The sequence below is a fragment of the Methylomonas sp. MK1 genome, from assembly GCF_000365425.1.
Lineage (GTDB): Bacteria > Pseudomonadota > Gammaproteobacteria > Methylococcales > Methylomonadaceae > Methylomonas.
Genome location: NZ_AQOV01000001.1, coordinates 1,974,316 through 1,991,110, shown reverse-complemented (window position 1 = coordinate 1,991,110; position 16,795 = coordinate 1,974,316). Strand labels below are relative to the sequence as shown.

Annotated in this window: 10 protein-coding genes; 6 read left to right on the top strand and 4 right to left on the bottom strand. The window is 53.2% G+C overall.

Annotated features, from left to right (window positions below; translation table 11 throughout):
• Positions 1-354: 354 nt before the first annotated feature.
• The 6 genes from fabV to G006_RS0109325 all read left to right on the top strand — a co-directional run bounded on the left by fabV (position 355) and on the right by G006_RS0109325 (position 8,697).
• A complete protein-coding gene (fabV, locus tag G006_RS0109350; protein ID WP_020482923.1) occupies positions 355-1,545 on the top strand; it encodes an enoyl-ACP reductase FabV in 1,191 nt (396 codons plus the stop codon).
• Positions 1,546-1,718: 173 nt separating this feature from the next.
• Entirely contained in the window at positions 1,719-3,575 is a 1,857-nt protein-coding gene (locus G006_RS0109345; protein ID WP_026146939.1) for a peptide-binding protein, read from the top strand.
• A gap of 15 nt (positions 3,576-3,590) precedes the next feature.
• Complete coding sequence (locus G006_RS0109340) at positions 3,591-4,667, top strand: ABC transporter permease (RefSeq protein ID WP_020482921.1); 1,077 nt, start codon at positions 3,591-3,593, stop codon at positions 4,665-4,667.
• The gene (locus G006_RS0109335; RefSeq protein ID WP_020482920.1) at positions 4,660-5,841 is read left to right on the top strand and encodes an ABC transporter permease; all 1,182 of its coding nucleotides are present in this window, start codon (positions 4,660-4,662) and stop codon (positions 5,839-5,841) included. The genes G006_RS0109340 and G006_RS0109335 overlap by 8 nt, the downstream gene beginning before the upstream one ends.
• Entirely contained in the window at positions 5,838-7,949 is a 2,112-nt protein-coding gene (locus G006_RS28800) for an ABC transporter ATP-binding protein (protein ID WP_020482919.1), read from the top strand. The genes G006_RS0109335 and G006_RS28800 overlap by 4 nt, the downstream gene beginning before the upstream one ends.
• A gap of 61 nt (positions 7,950-8,010) precedes the next feature.
• Positions 8,011-8,697, top strand: a complete 687-nt coding sequence (locus tag G006_RS0109325) for an AbiV family abortive infection protein (RefSeq protein WP_020482918.1) — start codon at positions 8,011-8,013, stop codon at positions 8,695-8,697.
• 1,415 nt (positions 8,698-10,112) lie between these two features.
• Here the strand turns inward: G006_RS0109325 and G006_RS0109320 are convergent.
• From G006_RS0109320 to mprF, 4 genes are all read right to left on the bottom strand, one after another.
• Positions 10,113-11,507: a sigma-54-dependent transcriptional regulator gene (locus tag G006_RS0109320; protein ID WP_020482917.1), complete on the bottom strand. Its 1,395-nt coding sequence runs from the start codon at positions 11,505-11,507 to the stop codon at positions 10,113-10,115.
• 91 nt (positions 11,508-11,598) lie between these two features.
• Positions 11,599-13,023 (bottom strand): sensor histidine kinase, encoded by a 1,425-nt coding sequence (locus G006_RS0109315; protein WP_020482916.1) that lies wholly within the window; start codon positions 13,021-13,023, stop codon positions 11,599-11,601.
• 61 nt (positions 13,024-13,084) lie between these two features.
• Positions 13,085-14,053, bottom strand: a complete 969-nt coding sequence (locus G006_RS0109310) for a PIG-L deacetylase family protein (protein WP_020482915.1) — start codon at positions 14,051-14,053, stop codon at positions 13,085-13,087.
• A 135-nt stretch (positions 14,054-14,188) separates the two neighbouring features.
• On the bottom strand, positions 14,189-16,771 hold the full coding sequence (gene mprF, locus G006_RS0109305; protein WP_020482914.1) for a bifunctional lysylphosphatidylglycerol flippase/synthetase MprF: 2,583 nt from the start codon (positions 16,769-16,771) through the stop codon (positions 14,189-14,191).
• Positions 16,772-16,795 lie beyond the last annotated feature (24 nt).

Below are 16,795 nucleotides of genomic sequence, written 5' to 3'. Positions count from 1 at the left end.
AAGGTGGACCTGCAAAAAGGGAGCTTAGCGCTCCCTTTTTTTTGCTTGTTTAAGCGGTTAGCTGCTTACCAAAGATGATTTTGTTGCGGATTGTAGGCAGGGACTTTGAGACTCCCGCTATAACCGTTGCCCGGTGCGTTAACAGCTGGCAGCGTCCAACCCGCATTGGCTTTTAGGCTGACGTTTATTAACATAGCCGCAGAAAGCCGAATACGGTGGTTTTTCGATCCGGAACGTATCGATATTATTTTCCTGTTCGGTCAACTCATGGGATAAACTTTAAAATCTATAACTAAAAAAGCTTGCTGAAGCAGCTCCCGTCTTAATTTTTATTAGCTCGATGTAAGGAACAACATGATTATCAAACCTCGCGTACGCGGATTTATGTGCGTCACCACCCACCCGGTCGGCTGCGAAGCCAATGTCAAACAGCAAATCGACTACGTCAAAAGCTTCGGCACCATTCCGGACGGCCCGAAGAATGTGCTGATTCTGGGTGCTTCCACTGGTTACGGCCTGGCCTCGCGAATTGTCTCTGGTTTCGGTTCAGGCGCGAAAACCCTGGGGGTGTTTTTTGAGCGGGAAGGTACCGCCGATAAGCCAGGCACCCCAGGTTGGTACAATTCGGCAGCGTTTCATAAATTTGCGGAAGCGGAAGGCCTGTATGCCAAAAGCATCAATGGCGACGCCTTTTCCGACGAGATCAAACAAAAAACCATAGATGCCATCAAACAAGATTTGGGCAAAGTCGATCTGGTGATATACAGCCTGGCCGCCCCGCGCCGGACCAATCCTAAAACCGGTATCACCCATAACTCTACGTTAAAACCAATCGGCAAGGATTTGGTGCAAAACGGTATCGACACCGACAAAGAGATCATCAAGGAATTTACCCTGCCGGCGGCCACCGAGGAAGAAATCGCCAACACCGTTGCGGTAATGGGCGGTGAAGACTGGCAAATGTGGATCGATGCGTTAGCCGATGCCGGCGTCTTGGCGGAAGGTGCTAAAACCACGGCTTATACCTATCTTGGCGAAAAAATCACTTGGGATATTTATTGGCACGGCACCATCGGTGCGGCGAAAAAGGACTTGGACAAACGTGTCATCGATATCCGCAGCAAGTTAGCTACTTTGGGTGGCGACGCTAGGGTGTCGGTACTAAAAGCCGTGGTTACCCAAGCCAGTGCAGCGATTCCGGTCATGCCCTTATATCTGGCCTTGCTGTTCAAAACCATGAAGGCAGAGGGTACACACGAAGGTTGTATCGAACAGGTCAACGGCTTGTTCCGCGACAGTCTTTACGGTGTCAATCCCAGCCTGGACGAGACCGGTCGCCTGCGCGCCGATTTGAAAGAACTGCAGCCGCAAGTGCAAGACAAAGTCAACGCTTTGTGGGAACAAATCAACAATGACAATATCAACGAATTGAGCGATTTTGCCGGTTACAAACATGAGTTTCTGAAGTTGTTCGGTTTTGAGGTAGACGGGGTGGATTATGATGCCGACGTCAATCCCGAGGCACCTATCGCCAATTTGCTATAGAGTTGTACCCCGGTGGCTAGCGCGGCGGCTACCCACCGGGTTAAAAGTAAGGACACCTGACGTTTTTGCAAAGGCGGATTATCGATAAGCCCCGTAAGCTATCCGGATAGCTCTGACCATCAAGCAAAAGCGTCGCTCAAGTTTCTGTTTAATTTCTGCGAAACACTGGAAACATGCAAACACAATCAACTACCCGAGACTGGATTCTCTACTCGCTACTTAGTTTGACTATCTTGCTGATCGTGTTGGCGATGTATCAAATCGACCGGCAATGGCTGAAATTGAGCGAAATGCAAGCCGCGCTGTCTGAGCAAGCTAAGGATATGCGCGAATTGCGCGGGGCGATTGCTTCCGGAGCGATTGCCGCCGCCAACCCTTCCGTGAACGCCACCGCGAGCGGTGACATCGCCCAGGCCTTTCAACGCGCGCATGCTGCGAGTCGTATGCCGGATTACGCCCAGGGCGACTGGAGCGTGGAAGCCTTTGGGACCAACCTAAAAACCATCACGCCGCTGGTGTCCAGTGATGCTTATGCCTCCAATGTGCAAAGTTATGTGCTGGAGAGTCTGATTACCCGTAACCCAGACACCTTGGAATGGGAAGGTTTGGTGGCTAAGGACTGGACCATCAGCGAAGACGGCTTGGTGATTAGCTTCCGGATGCGCGAGGACGTCAGTTTCTCGGACGGTCAACCGCTGACTGCCGACGATGTGGTGTTCAGTTTCGATTTCATCATGACCGATGCGATCCAGGCGCCACGCGAACGGGCTTACCTGGAAAAAGTCAAAAGCGTCAAAGCTAACGGTAAATACGAAGTGGTGTTTACCTTCAAAGAGCCGTATTTCGAAGCCTTGTCTTTGGCCGGTGGCATCGGCATCATGCCCAAGCATTTTTACGAACCTTATCTGAAAGAGCCGCAAAAATTTAACGAATCCAAAGGGTTGTTGTTGGGTAGCGGCCCTTATCGGCTGGCCGATCCGAAAAACTGGACGCCGGACAAGGGCAATGTAGAACTGGTACGCAACGAACGTTACTGGGGCGACGTGCAACCGTCTTATCATCGGATTCTCTGGAAAATCATCCAAAACGATAGCGCTCGCTTAACCACCTTTCGTAATGGCGACATCGACTCTTATTCGGCGCGGCCGGTCGAATATCAAGAGCTGAAAAAAGATCCGCAAATCCAAGCCAAGAGCCAAAACTTCGAATACATGCCGCCGGTCGTCGGCTACAGCTACATAGGCTGGAACCAAGAGCGCGGCGGCAAGCCAACCCGTTTCGCTGATAAACGCGTGCGCCAGGCCATGACTTATCTGACCGACGTCAGTCGGGTAATAAAGGATGTGATGTTGGATTATGCCGAGCCGGCCGTCAGTCCATTCAGTAAAGCAAGTAAACAGCACGATGCGGCCATACAACCATATCAAGCGGATTTGGACAAAGCCAAGGCGCTACTGAAAGACGCTGGCTATCAGGATAAAAACGGCGACGGCGTACTGGAAGACAAATCGGGCCAGCCCTTCGAATTTAAACTGACCTACTTTCAAGCCAACGAAGACACCAAACGCATGGTCCTGTTGCTGAAAGACTTATACGCCCGCGCCGGTGTGAAGATGATCCCGACTCCGCAAGAATGGCCGGTGATGCTGGAAAATCTTGATAAAAAAGACTTCGATGCGATTACCCTGGGCTGGACCAGCGGTATCGAAACCGATTTGTACCAAATCTTCCATAGCTCGCAAGCCGTCAGTAAAGGCGATAACTACGTCAGTTACAAAAATCCGGCGCTGGATAAGTTAATCGACGACGCCCGTCGCACCGTCGATGAAAGCAAACGGATGCCGCTCTGGCAGCAAGCCGAGCATATTCTTTACGAAGACCAACCCTACACCTTTTTAATGCGCCGCAAGAGCCTGCTGTTCGTCGACAAGCGCATCCACAACCTGCAAATGACCAAACTGGGTTTGAACTTCGGCTCCTTGCCGCTGGAAAACTACGTACCACTGGCGCAGCAAAAATACACCCAATAGGCCAAGGACTCGCCGATGTTGACTTATCTACTAAGGCGCCTGCTGTTGATGATCCCCACGCTGTTGGGGATTACCGTGTTGGTGTTCAGCGTGATGGCGATGTCGCCGGGCGGCATCACTGCGCAGACTTTAATCGGCGGCATGGACATGAAGCCGCAGGAAAAGCAGGCTCTGCTGGATTATTACAATAAGCGCTATGGCCTGGATCAGCCGGCACCGGTGCAATATCTGCGTTGGCTGAATAATGTCTCACCTATTGGTTTCGTTACCGACGCCCAAGGCCAGCGCGGTGAATTTTCGTTTAGCAAGGGCATGGATCTAGGTACCAGCTTTCAGTATGGCCGGCCGGTGTCGGACATTCTGGCCGAACGAATTCCGATCACCTTGTTGCTAAATCTAGTCACGTTGCCGCTTACCTATATCATCGCCATCATGGTGGGGATGAAGGCCGCTACCCAACGCGGTAGTGCATTCGATGTCGGCGCGGGGATGTCGATGCTGGCTTTGTGGTCGATACCCACCATGCTGGCCGGGGTGTTGCTGCTAGGGTTTTTTGCCAACATCCAGCATTTTCAATGGTTCCCCACTGCTGGCATCAGTAGTCTGGAAGCGCAAGACATGCCTTTCCTGCCGCATTGGGAGGAGGGCGGATTTGTGAGGGGTTTCTTGTTGGACAGAATCTGGCATTTGATTTTGCCGGTGATCTGTCTCTCCTACGGCGGCTTTGCCGCGCTGACCAAATTGACCCGCACCTCGATTTTGGAAAATCTGCATGCCGATTACGCCCGCACCGCGCGCGCCAAAGGTCTGGCTGAGAACGATGTGCTCTGGAAGCACGTATTCCGCAACAGCCTACTGCCCTTGATTACCGTCTCCGCTGGTCTACTGCCCAGTTTGCTGGCCGGTTCCTTGATCGTCGAAAATATTTTCAGCATCAACGGCATGGGTCAATTGGCTGTGGAAGCGGTGAAAGGCCGCGACCGCGAGTTGGTGTTGTCGATTACCTGGATTAGCGGTTTTCTGACGCTGATTGGCTATTTGATCGCCGATTTCTGTTACACCCTGGCCGATCCGCGGGTGAGTTATGACTAAGCCCGTGATCAGCCGCGAATCTTTTTCTGCGCGTATCTGGCGCAAAACCCTGGCTGGCGTCGGCGTCAAATTTGGCTTGGGTTGGGTGGCGCTGTTGGTGTTCTGCGCAGTTTTTGCACCGTTTCTGGCCAACTCCATGCCGCTGCTGATGAGCAAAGATGGCGTGATTTCCGCGCCGGTGTTGGAGTACCTAAGCGTCGAAGATGCCTGGATTTTGGCCAGCTTTTTTATCGCTTTGGCGGTTTATCGGCTTAGCTTGGCTGGCGGCAAGCAGATTTTGTTATTTTTACTGGGCAGTGCCTTGGCTGCCTTAGCGGTGAATATGTTTGTCAAACCGCCGGCCTTGGTAATCTACGACGACTTCCGCAGCAGCGCTTACACGCAAGTGGATTGGAAAATCATGCCACCCATCCCCTATGCGCCGGTCGATTATCTGCGCGACTTGGGCAGCAAAGGCCTGGAAGCGCCATTCGCCACCGAAGGCCATACCCATTGGATGGGCACGGAAGAAAATGGTGCCGACGTGTTAAGCCGAATGATCCATGCCTGCCGAATTTCCTTAAGCATCGGCCTGATTGCCTCCGGCATTGCTTTGGCTATCGGTATCGTGGTCGGCGGCTTGATGGGCTATTTCTCCGGTATCGTCGATATGCTGGGCATGCGCCTAGTAGAGATTTTCGAAGACATTCCCACGCTGTTTCTACTGCTGACTTTCGTGGCCTTCTTTGGTCGCAGTTTGTACATGATGATGGTGATCATCGGCGTCACCGGTTGGTCTGGGTACGCGCGTTACGTGCGTCAGGAATTTTTGAAACTGCGCAAACAAGATTACGTGCAGGCGGCGGTCGCCAGTGGTTTGCCCTTAACCTCAATCCTATTCCGCCACATGCTGCCCAACGGCGTCGCGCCTTTATTGGTGGCAGTCAGCTTTGGGGTGGCCGGAGCGATTCTGTCGGAAGCAACCTTAAGCTTTCTAGGCTTGGGCGTGGTCGATGCCCCATCCTGGGGCGCGATGCTGGATCAGGCCGTTAAATCCTCCACGTTTAACTGGTGGATGGCGGTATTTCCCGGCGGCTCGATTTTCATGACGGTGTTTGCCTACAACCTGATCGGCGAAGCGTTTCGGGATGCGATTGACCCGCGCTTGTCGGATAAGGCTGGGGTCAAATCATGAGCGAGGCCTTGTTGGAAGTGCGCAATCTGCGTACTTATTTAAGGTCCGGCGGCGGCGAAGTGCGGGCGGTGGACGACATCAGTTTCAGCATCCCCAAAGGCGAAACCTTTTGCTTGGTCGGCGAATCCGGCAGCGGCAAGTCGGTCAGCGCCTTATCGGTGATTCGCTTATTGCCGGACGGCGTGGCTTCACACCCCAGCGGCGAGATTTTGCTGAACGGGCAGGACTTGCTAACCCTGGATGATCCGGGCATCCGTGCCGTGCGCGGTTTACAAATCGCAATGATTTTCCAGGAGCCGATGACCTCCTTAAATCCGGTGATGAGCATCGGCGAGCAAATCACCGAGGCCTTGCAATTGCATCATGCCGATATGGACGACGCGGAAGCGATGGAACGTACCATCAAGGCCTTGGAACAGGTGCAAATCCCCAACGCTTCCAGCCGTTTTGCCGACTACCCGCATCAACTCTCCGGCGGTCAACGCCAGCGGGTCATGATCGCGATGGCGCTGGCCTGCCAGCCGCAATTATTGATTGCCGACGAGCCGACCACCGCGCTGGATGTGACCGTACAAGCTGAGATTTTGCGCCTGATGCGCAAACTCCAGGACGACACCGGCATGAGCATGCTGTTCATCACCCACGATTTCGGCGTGGTCGCGCAAATGGCGCATTGGGTAGGAGTGATGCAGCAAGGCAAACTGGTGGAAGTTGGCGAGTGCAAATCAGTACTGCGCCATCCTCAGCATCCCTATACCCAACAATTGCTGGCTGCGGTGCCGGAAAATCTGGCCAAACCGGGCCGGGCGGTTAGGTGTGTGAATCCGTCTGCTCCCGAAACCGCCGAATCGCCAAGCGAGGAAGATATCCCTCTGCCAGAGGAGCCCGTCGTAAAAACGGAAGCAGAACCCTCTCCCCCCGGGAGAGGGCAGGGTGAGGGGATGCAAATCGATGCGTCACCTTATTCGCCCCCTCTGTCGGATGAGTTGCTGAGTAAGAGCGATAAAAAACTGCTTTCCGTACTGGAGCGCGCCGGCTTAAGGCTACAGTCAACGCAAAATGTTTCGAATGATAGCTCTCTGCCAGATGAGCCCGGCGTAGAAGCCAAAACCGAACCCTCTCCCGCCGGGAGAGGGCAGGGTGAGGGCGTGCGAATCGATGCTTTACCTGATTCGATCCCCCTCACCCCAACCCTCTCCCGCGAGGAGAGGGAGCTTTTGCGACAGCCTCCTCAAAGGCGAGAGGAGACTAACAGTCCGGCTCGGGTCGATGGGGATACCGATAAGATTTCCCCCCAGATAGTGACGAAGCTGGGAGAACCGCTGCTGCAAATCCGCGACTTGAAAGTTTGGTTTCCGATTAAAAAAGGTTTGTTCCGGCAAACAGTCGATTATGTAAAAGCAGTGGACGAAGTGTCACTGGACATTCCGCGCGGTGAAATCGTCGCCTTGGTTGGGGAGTCCGGCTGCGGCAAAACCACCTTGGGCCGCGCGGTGTTGCAATTGGAACGGCCCACTGCCGGCAGTATACGGATCGACGGCCAGGAGCTCACCGGTCTATCTGCGCGTGAACTTAGGCCTCTGCGTCGCAAGATGCAGATTGCCTTTCAAGACCCACAATCCTCGCTCAATCCTCGTTTACTGGTGGAAACTACTCTGACCGAACCCATGAAGGTGCATGGCATCGGTGCCAATCAAGAGCAGCGTATCGAGCTGGCCGGGCAACTGCTGGAAGACATGCAACTTAGCCGCGAATCGCTGTGGCGCTACCCGCACGAGTTTTCCGGCGGCCAACGCCAACGTATTGGCTTGGCGCGGGCTTTGGCCTTGAATCCGGAGTTTGTGGTGTGCGACGAAATCACCAGCGCGCTGGATGTGTCGGTGCAGGCGGAAATTTTGCAATTGCTGCTGGATATTCGGCGGCGGCGGAATCTGACCCTTTTGTTTATTACGCATAACATTGGGGTGGTGGAGTATCTCAGTGATCGGACGGTGGTGATGTATAAGGGGAAGATTGTAGAAGAAGGCTTGACTGCGAAGGTTTGTGGGGCGCCGGAGCATCCGTATACTCAGAAGTTGTTGGCGGCAGTGCCGAGGTTGGTAGTGTAGGGAGATTGTTGGGATGGTATACAGAAACTTATTAATCATTTGTTAGGCCCGCGAACTACCCATGGCTCGACTTCCTCAATACCGCAGTAAGTTGACTCCGGAGCAAATTGCCGAAGGCATGACACGCGCCCTTAAGAATGCAGAGCGACTAGCTGAGGACGCTGAATCACTCTTGAGAGCCGGACGCGTGCCATCTGCTGTCGCCCTCGCAATACTGAGCATCGAAGAGTCAGGGAAAGTGACCATCCTCCGCCAGATGGTCACCGCTTGTGAGGAAAAGGAGTGGGCGGAACTGTGGAAGGCCTATCGAAGCCACACCAAGAAGAACACTCTCTGGATCTTCGGTGACCTAGTTCAATGTGGAGCAAAGACCTTAGACGAACTTCGTCCACTGGTGGATTCAGATTCTGATCACCCGGACATCCTGGATCAGTTGAAGCAACTCTCCATCTACGCAGATTGTTTCAAAGATGCCAAGTGGTCGTCGCCAGCGGAATTGGATCTCGAGGCTTTGGCGCCCTACTTGGTGAAGATGGCGCAGATTTTCGGAAGGTCGAAGACTGTTGTAACCGAAGAGGTCCAACTTTGGCAAAAGCATCTTCTTCCGGTGAAAGGTGCACCCATGGACACGCAGAAAGTAGCGGTCGCTGCGTGGTTTCAGGAGATGAAGCTGCTCGGCCTGTCCGAAGCATCAGCCGAAGAAGTTGGAGCTTTTCTTGGTCAGTACGATGCAAGCACGCAGGCCTAACCGTTCCAACGAGAGCCCGCGTAGGTAAGATTGGCGGTCGCGTAATCGTACGCATAGTGTGAATTTGCTACGACTTATTTTAATGTCGGTTCGCGGACCGACAACCGCGATACTTTCTTTTGTTTGGCCAAAAGAAAGTATCCAAAGAAAAGGCCACCCGGATGCCGCTTGTTCCCTGCGCTCCTCGCTTTTGAACGGGGTTGCCGAAAGGGGCTTCCTGCCCCTTCGGCAACGCGCCGCATCCCTGCATCGCCCCTACGGGCTATTCCGTTCAAAAGCTCCGGTGCTCGGCGCGGCATACGGGAGCAAGACCATCCCAATTTTGTAGCCGGGTAGGGTGGGCACGGTTTTTGTGCCCACGCGGTGAATAGGCTTTTGCGTTTTGTGTCGCTAACGCGACGGCTGGTTTTAATGTCGGTTCGCGGACCGACAACCGCGATACTTTTCTTTGCTTGTCCAAAGAAAAGTACCCAAAAGAAAAGACACCCGGATGCCGCTTGTTCCCTGCGCTCCTCGCTTTTGAACGGGGTTACCGAAAGGGGCTTCCTGCCCCTTCGGCAACGCGCCGCATCCCTGCCGCACCCCTGCGGGCAAATCCGTTCAAAAGCTCCGGTGCTCGGCGCGGCATACGGGAAGAAAACCATCCCAGTCGCACGTGGGTCTAGAGCGGCCGAGCTTTTTCTCGACTACTCTCCAAAATAACTCGGGCATTCTCACGGTGAGCTCGAACATTGGAGTTATTTTGTCCGATCGCCGAGCTCAGAACGGGAACAGCGGACAAATTTTGTAGAACAATGGAGTTCGCTGGTAGAACGGCCGAGCTTTTTTCTCGACCGTTCTCCAAAATAACTCGGGCATTCTAGTGGCGAGCTCGAACATTGTAGTAATTTTGTCCAATCGCCGAGCTCTGAACGGGAACGTCCGACAAATTTTGTAGAACAATGGAGTTCGCTGGTAGAACGGCCGAGCTTTTTTTCTCGACTACTCTGCAAAATAACTCGGGCATTCTCATGGTGAGCTCGAACATTGGAGTTATTTTGTCCAATCGCCGAGCTCCGAACGGGAACGTCCGACAAATTTTGTAGAACGCTGCGGTTCTCGGACGCAATCATCCACAGTGGGTTTTGTTGGCTGTTCAAATGTGCTTTTTATCTGAGCCATCCTGGTGCATTTCAGACAAATTCCGGTTGCATCTGGTGCAAATCTACCGGTCTTTTATCAGTCATAAACATCACAAATCCAGCAAAATCAAGGAATCGGCTATTTGGCATCAACCTTGCAATACTTAGCTTGTGTTGTTACTCCTACCTGTTCTCATGTGTGGACGTGGCGCTCTGGTTGGTCGAAGTAATTCGGGTGGTCAGGGCGCATTTTTTTGTCCGCGATAAAGTACTCCCGGCTACCAGCCTGCTCGCTCAAAACTTACATTTCAAATGATATTTCTGCACGCGGTAGCGTAGGGTTTCCCGGGTGGTGCCTAGCATGCGGGCGGCACCGGTGACGTTGTCGTCGTTGCGGTTCAAGGCTTCCTGGATGATGAATTTTTCCATTTCGTGCAGGCTGATGCTGCCGTCCAGCGGAATGAACACGCCTTCCTGATTGACTTTGGCATTGTGATGCGCAGCGGCGGCTTGCGGGGCTTGTAACTGCAACCATTCCACCGGTAAATTATGATCGTTGGACAACAACACGCAACGTTCCAGTACATTGTGCAATTCACGGATATTGCCGGGCCAATCGTAGCTTTTCAGCGCCTGCCAGGCTTGCTCCGAAATATGGCTGACCGATTTGGCCGATTTGCGATTGCATTCGGCTATGAATTGCGGCACCAATTGATCCAGGTCCTGTTTGTGTTCGCGCAGGGCCGGCATGCGGATGTTGATCACGTTTAAACGATGGTACAAATCGCGGCGAAATAAGCCTTCGGCAACTTTTTCCACCAGGTCCAGATTGGTGGCGGCGATGATTTGTACATCGATATTAATCTCCGCTTCGCCGCCCACCCGGCGGATGCGTAAATCTTCCACGGCTTTTAACAGCTTGCTCTGTAAATCCAGATCCATTTCGCCGATTTCATCCAGAAACAGCGTGCCGGTGTGCGCTTGCTCGAACAGGCCGCGATGGCGTTTTTTCGCGCCGGTAAAAGCACCGGCTTCGTAACCGAATAACTCGGCTTCCAGCAGTTCGCGCGGTAGCGCGGCGCAGTTGATTTCCACCAGCGGCGCGGCAGCACGGCTGCCGGAATAGTGCAGAATACGGGCGATCATGCCTTTACCGGTGCCGGTTTCGCCGCTGACGATCAGGCTGGAGAAAGGCACATTGGCGATTTGTTTCAGCATGGCCCGTAATTGGGTCATGGCCGGGCTGGAGCCGATCAAACTGTCGATGCTGTATTGATGGTTCTGCGAGGCCGTTTGTTGTTCCAGGCGGCGTTGGGCGCGAGCGCTGCGGGCGGCGCCTTCCACCAAGAGATTTAATCGGTCCAGTGCACAAGGTTTTTCGATAAAGTCGTAAGCGCCCAGGCGCACGGCCCGCACCGAATCGGCAACGCTGCCGTAGCCAGTGAGAAATACCCATTCGCTGCTGCCGATTTCCGGTTTAAGTTTTTCCAGCAAGTCCAGGGCGTTGCCATCCGGCAGGTTCATGTCCGATAACACCACCAATGGGTCCAGCGCTTGTCCGCTCAGAAACTGTTCGGCTTGTTGCAGGGAGTGGGCAATGCTGACTTCCCAGCCACCCTTGCTAAAGTAGCGTGCCAATTCGGAGGCTAACAGGGCTTCATCTTCGATTATTAATAGGGTATTGGTCATCATGGTCGTGGCTGGTTTGCGAGTTACGGCATTGTATGCGACTTACCGGAGTTCGCCGGTCCATCGCTGATTTTTGCTCAGGGAAGTCAGTTCAAGTCAAAGGAATACTCAGGCTCACTCGGCCGTGGCCGGCGGCGTCGTTGTCGAGTTTAAGTTGGCCGCTCAGATCTTTGGCGAAACGTTGCACCATGACCAGCCCCAAGCCACTGCCATTTTCCTTCAGGCTGACGAAGGGGCGGATGCCTTGCCGTAAAAACGCCTCGCCAAAGCCGTCGCCGCTGTCGATCACTGTCACCGACAGGCGCTGAGCGTCTTGAGTAATATGCACCTGCACGCTGCCACTGCGGGTGCCGATTGCCTGCACGGCGTTTTGCAACAGATTTAATAGCGCTTGCCGGAATTCGATTTCCGGCAACATCAAGGAACTGTCGGCTTTTCCCTGCACAGTAAATTGGATTTTATCGGTTGCCTGGTATTTGAATAGCGTGATCAAGTCGTTGACCACCGCATTCACATCGGTAGGCTGGGCAATTTTGTTGCGATGGCGCGCCGAACTGAGCAGGTCATTAAGGTGGTTGGTCAAGCGTTGCACTTCGCTATGCAATAGACCGATGCGTTGGCGCAGGTCCGGGTCGCTGGCTTCGCACAACAAGTTCTCTAAGGCCGCTTGAATAATCGCCAGCGGATTGCGCAGTTCGTGGGCGGTGCTAGCAGCCATTTCGGTCAAGGCCGCCAAGCGCTCGGCTTTGGCCAGGCGCTGGCTTTGCTCCAATAATGCGTGACTGGTTTGTCGTACTTGTTGCTCCAGGCGATTGGTGTAATGTAAATGTTCCTGTTCCAGTTCGATTAAATGGTCGACCAAGTGATTGTAGCGGTCGAATAAGTCGCGCAAAATCGGATCTGCCGTCTCGCGTCTGATAGGCTGCTTAACACCTTCCGCCAGGCCGGACAATAAATCGCGCAGCGCATCCAGTGGTTCCAACACGTTATTTCGAAAAAAATAATGGCCGATCCAAAACAGCAGCAAAGGCAGAATAACGGCCAATTGCAGTTCCAGTTGACTGTCGTCCTCGACGCCGATCAGCATTTTCTCTTCTTCGTTAGTCTGCCGGTCCAGCACTTGCCGAATCATATTCACCGAATCGATTAATGCTTTCGCGTCGCCGTTGCTGGCGGCGGCAAATTTGGTTTGTAAGGTGTTTAGATCGACTGCGGACGCGAATTCAGAACTTTTATTGTGCGTTTGTAATAAATCCAGCAGCCGGTCTTGAATGTCGTTGATCTGCTCGGCGGCTACGTCAGGATTACTGCGGTGCAACGCCAGTTGCGATTGCAGTTCCAACAATTCAAAAATCGTTTCCTCCAAATAGCGGCCTTTGCCAATATCGGTTTCTATGGTTTGTATCCGCTCGTGGTTGCGCCAGGTCAGGCGGCCAATGGCCAGTAACTCGCCTATCACCAGGATGCTCATCACAATCGTGACGAAAATGACCGGACGTAGCAGAAGTTTTAACATGTTCGAGATCTCTCGTTGTTGACGGCCAAGCCAAGTACCGCGTTGTGGGGTGCATATCCGGTCAAATTTTACGCCGACTCAAGGGATGATTATCAAATGTCTTGCGCACCTGCCGCCAATGCGCCAGAACCTGTTCGATACGGTTGCCGTCCTCGGGCTTGAGCAGGGTGAAACACTCGCTGCTGCGCACAAAGGCCGACAGAAAATCGCCCATGATGCGTTGTTGGGTTTTGTACTCGGCCAGCGCAGCCCGCTTCAAGTTGATTTGCACGGACGACAGATTGACGCAAGCCCGGCTATGGCCGCGCAGCGGCAAATCAGCGGGCAATAATAGCGGCTGGTCGCTCCAGTCCTGCGGCATGCCCCAGTTGGAACCGGTCGGCCAGCCGTGCTGCCAGTGAATCAAATAGGCGAGTAATTTCGGTTGCGCGCGGTGAACGGGATTTTGTAGCAGCCATTTATGTACTGCAAGCAAGGTAAACATGCCCAGTCCGGCGTGGTCGGAGTCGTTTTCCATCACATCGGGAAAAGCGATGATCGTGGGTTTGGTGTCCTGCAGAATGGCGACTAGTTCGTTCAGCAAATCCTGACCGTCTTGGGCAAAGCCGCGATCTTTGGCGTCCCGGTAAGGCACGTGGTCAAAGCCGGTGAATTCGGAGCGCATCGGATTATTACGCCGCCAATGCGACACCAGTGCTGAATAAATGCTGCCGTCCGAGAACCCCAATAAATCCAGATGCACAAAGCCCTTGCCTAAAACCTCGGCGGCGCGCCGCGATTCTTCCAGACGTTTTTCGCCAAAGTCCAGATAGTCTGCCGCCGATGGGTTACGTTTGCCGCTGTCCTGCATCACCGCGCCGACATAAGCATCGCCAGACGTCACTACCGTCGAACGCACGCTGCCGCCCTGTTGTAATACCTGCTGAATCAGGCCGGCAGAACTCAGTGTTTCGTCGTCGGGGTGTGGAGCCAGTACCAACAGGCGCTCACCTTTACCGATTTCCATAGTCTGTTGCGCAACTGCAGACATAGGCGTTGCCAGCAATAGCAGGCAAATACATAGGTAGCGTCTGTGACAAGATGAATGCATTGAGACTCCTTGATGTTTCTGGTTTCTGGGGTGTCAGGCCGGTTGTGACTACGGGCAAGGACATTTGTTATATGACTACTTGCTAAAAATACCTTGCCAACCGCCGGAGATCAGGCGGGTGATGATCATTAAAATAAACGGTAGCGAAATACCGGTCGGCGCCGCCAAGTAGCGCGGTTGCCAGGTTGGGGCAAATTTAGCCTTGTATTCGTAAAGCCCTTCAAAATTGTAAAAGTGATCGCCCAAGTCGAAAATGGTGGTGCCGATCTTATGCCACAACGGCGCCAAGGGACGGCGTTCCAGCCCGGCTAGTGGTGCCATCCCCAGCGAGAACCATTGGTAATTTTCTGCCTTGCCCCACATCATCAGTTCGGCGAACAGAAAATCCATGATGCCTTTCGGGCTTTCCGGATCGTAACGCATCAGGTCGATGGATAGCTCTTGTCGATTGTGGGTTTGCCAGAGATTGGCAAACGCTTGGATCTGACCGGATGGGTCTTTGATCACCGCGACATTGGTAAGTCGAATGTAGGGTTCAGCGAAAAAGCCTAGCGAAAAACCTTTCTCGCGGGTGTTTTTGTGCGCCAACCAGGCAGCGGAAATATGTTTCAGAATTGGCAGGGCGGCTGTGACTTCATCACCCGTGAGAATTTCGAAGCGATAGTCCATTTTGCCAAATTTATTGCGGGCGCTACGCTGAGAATCGCGTTGTTTGCCTTGCAAGTTGAAAGTAGTCAGGTCCACCCGGGCTTCCTCGCCTAATTTGAACAAGGACATGCCTAAATCCAAATAGTAAGGCAATAAGCTTGGACCCACTTGATAGAACACGGCTTTCGCACCGTGTAGATTGGCCTGTTCGTGGAATTCCCACAGCAGATCTTCAATGGCGGACGGTTCGCCGATGGGGTCACCCATTGCGATCCAGAACTGGCCGGTGGTTTGATACATAATGAACGCGTTGCGTGGCGGGTTCCACAGCAGATACTTGTCCGCCAGTAACGCCAAAAAGCCGTGGGTATCATCGCAGTGAGTCAGTAGATTCCTTACTTCATCGATTTCCTCGGCCGTCGGTTTTTCCAAATCCTCTGGCGGAGCCACGCTGAGTAAACGCGACAGCCCATAAGACACGCTCACCACGGAGATCAATAACAAGGCCCGCAGAAATCGAGGTGCATCGTCTTCGTAGGAAAACTGCCACCATAACTCATTGGCGTATTCGACATCACGATGAGCGAAAAATCCTAGCCAGGTTGAGCCGGCCAGTACCATTATCACGGTGGCTATCCAGGAGGCCGAAAACGACATGCGCAACAGCGACGAGCTACGTTGGAAGTGATTGCGTGTTGGCAATAACAACAGCATGATCATTGCCAAGACCAGTGCTTCCGGCCAATCGAATCCTTTCAGCAAGGAGGCGATAATGCCCAGTCCCAACAGCATCAGGCTGCCGAACCACGCGGCATCAATCCGCAACCAAATGCCTCGCGCCAAAAACAGCAGCAGTAAACCGATTAAACTACCGGCCAGATGCGAAAACTCCACAATAGGCAATGAAATTGCATCGCGTAACCAATCCATGACTTCTGAGTTGGCGGGGATGGAGCCGGAAACGATCAGGAGGCCGCCGGCTACCAATAGCAGGAGTGAGTAAAGAGGTGGCAAGATCGCACTAAGAATCTTGCCGATCAACTCACTGCTTTCAGCTAGAAGGCTACTTCGGCTGTATAGTTCGTAGCTCAGCAAACCTACACCCGCCAGTAGCAGGGGGACGAAGTAGTAAATGACCCGATACAACAACAAGGCGCTGATCAAAATCAGATGCTGATCCGTTGCTTCAACGTCCGCCATCAGCCACAGAAATGCGCTTTCAAACACACCTATACCGCCCGGAACCTGGCTAATGACGCCCATCACCTGGGCCACCACGAACACCACCAGGAATGCGCCGAAATCAATGTCCACCTGGTTTAGCAACAGCACCCACAACACGAGCGACGACAACACCACGTCGATACTGGCAACCAGGGTTTGCCAAAATGCCATTCGGGGTGAGGGCAGATGTAATTCGAAACCTTTAATCAATAAGGGCTTACGCCATAGAAAAACCCCACCCCAATAGGCTAGCAAACTAATCGCGCAAATCAGACTGACCCAATGAATGGCCGATGGTTCTTGAATAGTGCTGGATAAATAGCGAGGCAATATCAAGCTGCCCACCATTCCCAAGGTCAGCGCGCCCAGCAGATAGGTCACTGTCTGAAACAAGGAAATCTTTAAAATGTCCCAGCCGTGCACGCCCCACCCGGAGTAAAACCGATAGCGGATCGAGCCGCCAGAGGCCCAGGCATGGCCGGTGTTATTACTAATCGCGTAACTTAATAAAGCCGCCGGGATCATCTTTCCTAGCGGAATTAGGCTATGCCCGGTGAAACGTAATGCCAGCCAGTCATAACCGGCCAATACCAGATAGTTAATCACGGTCAGTAGCAAAGCGGCACCGATGATAAGCATCGGTGTGGTTTTCAGTGTGGTTAGAATGTCGCTTAGATCGTGCATGGCTAACTGCCGATGAGCGATGTAAAGCGCGCAGGCAAATAAGGCCACCGGCAGCCAATGGCTGATCCACTGTAAGAAGTGACTTAGGCTTTTGCGAGTCATGGGCTGATATAAGTTGGGATGAAA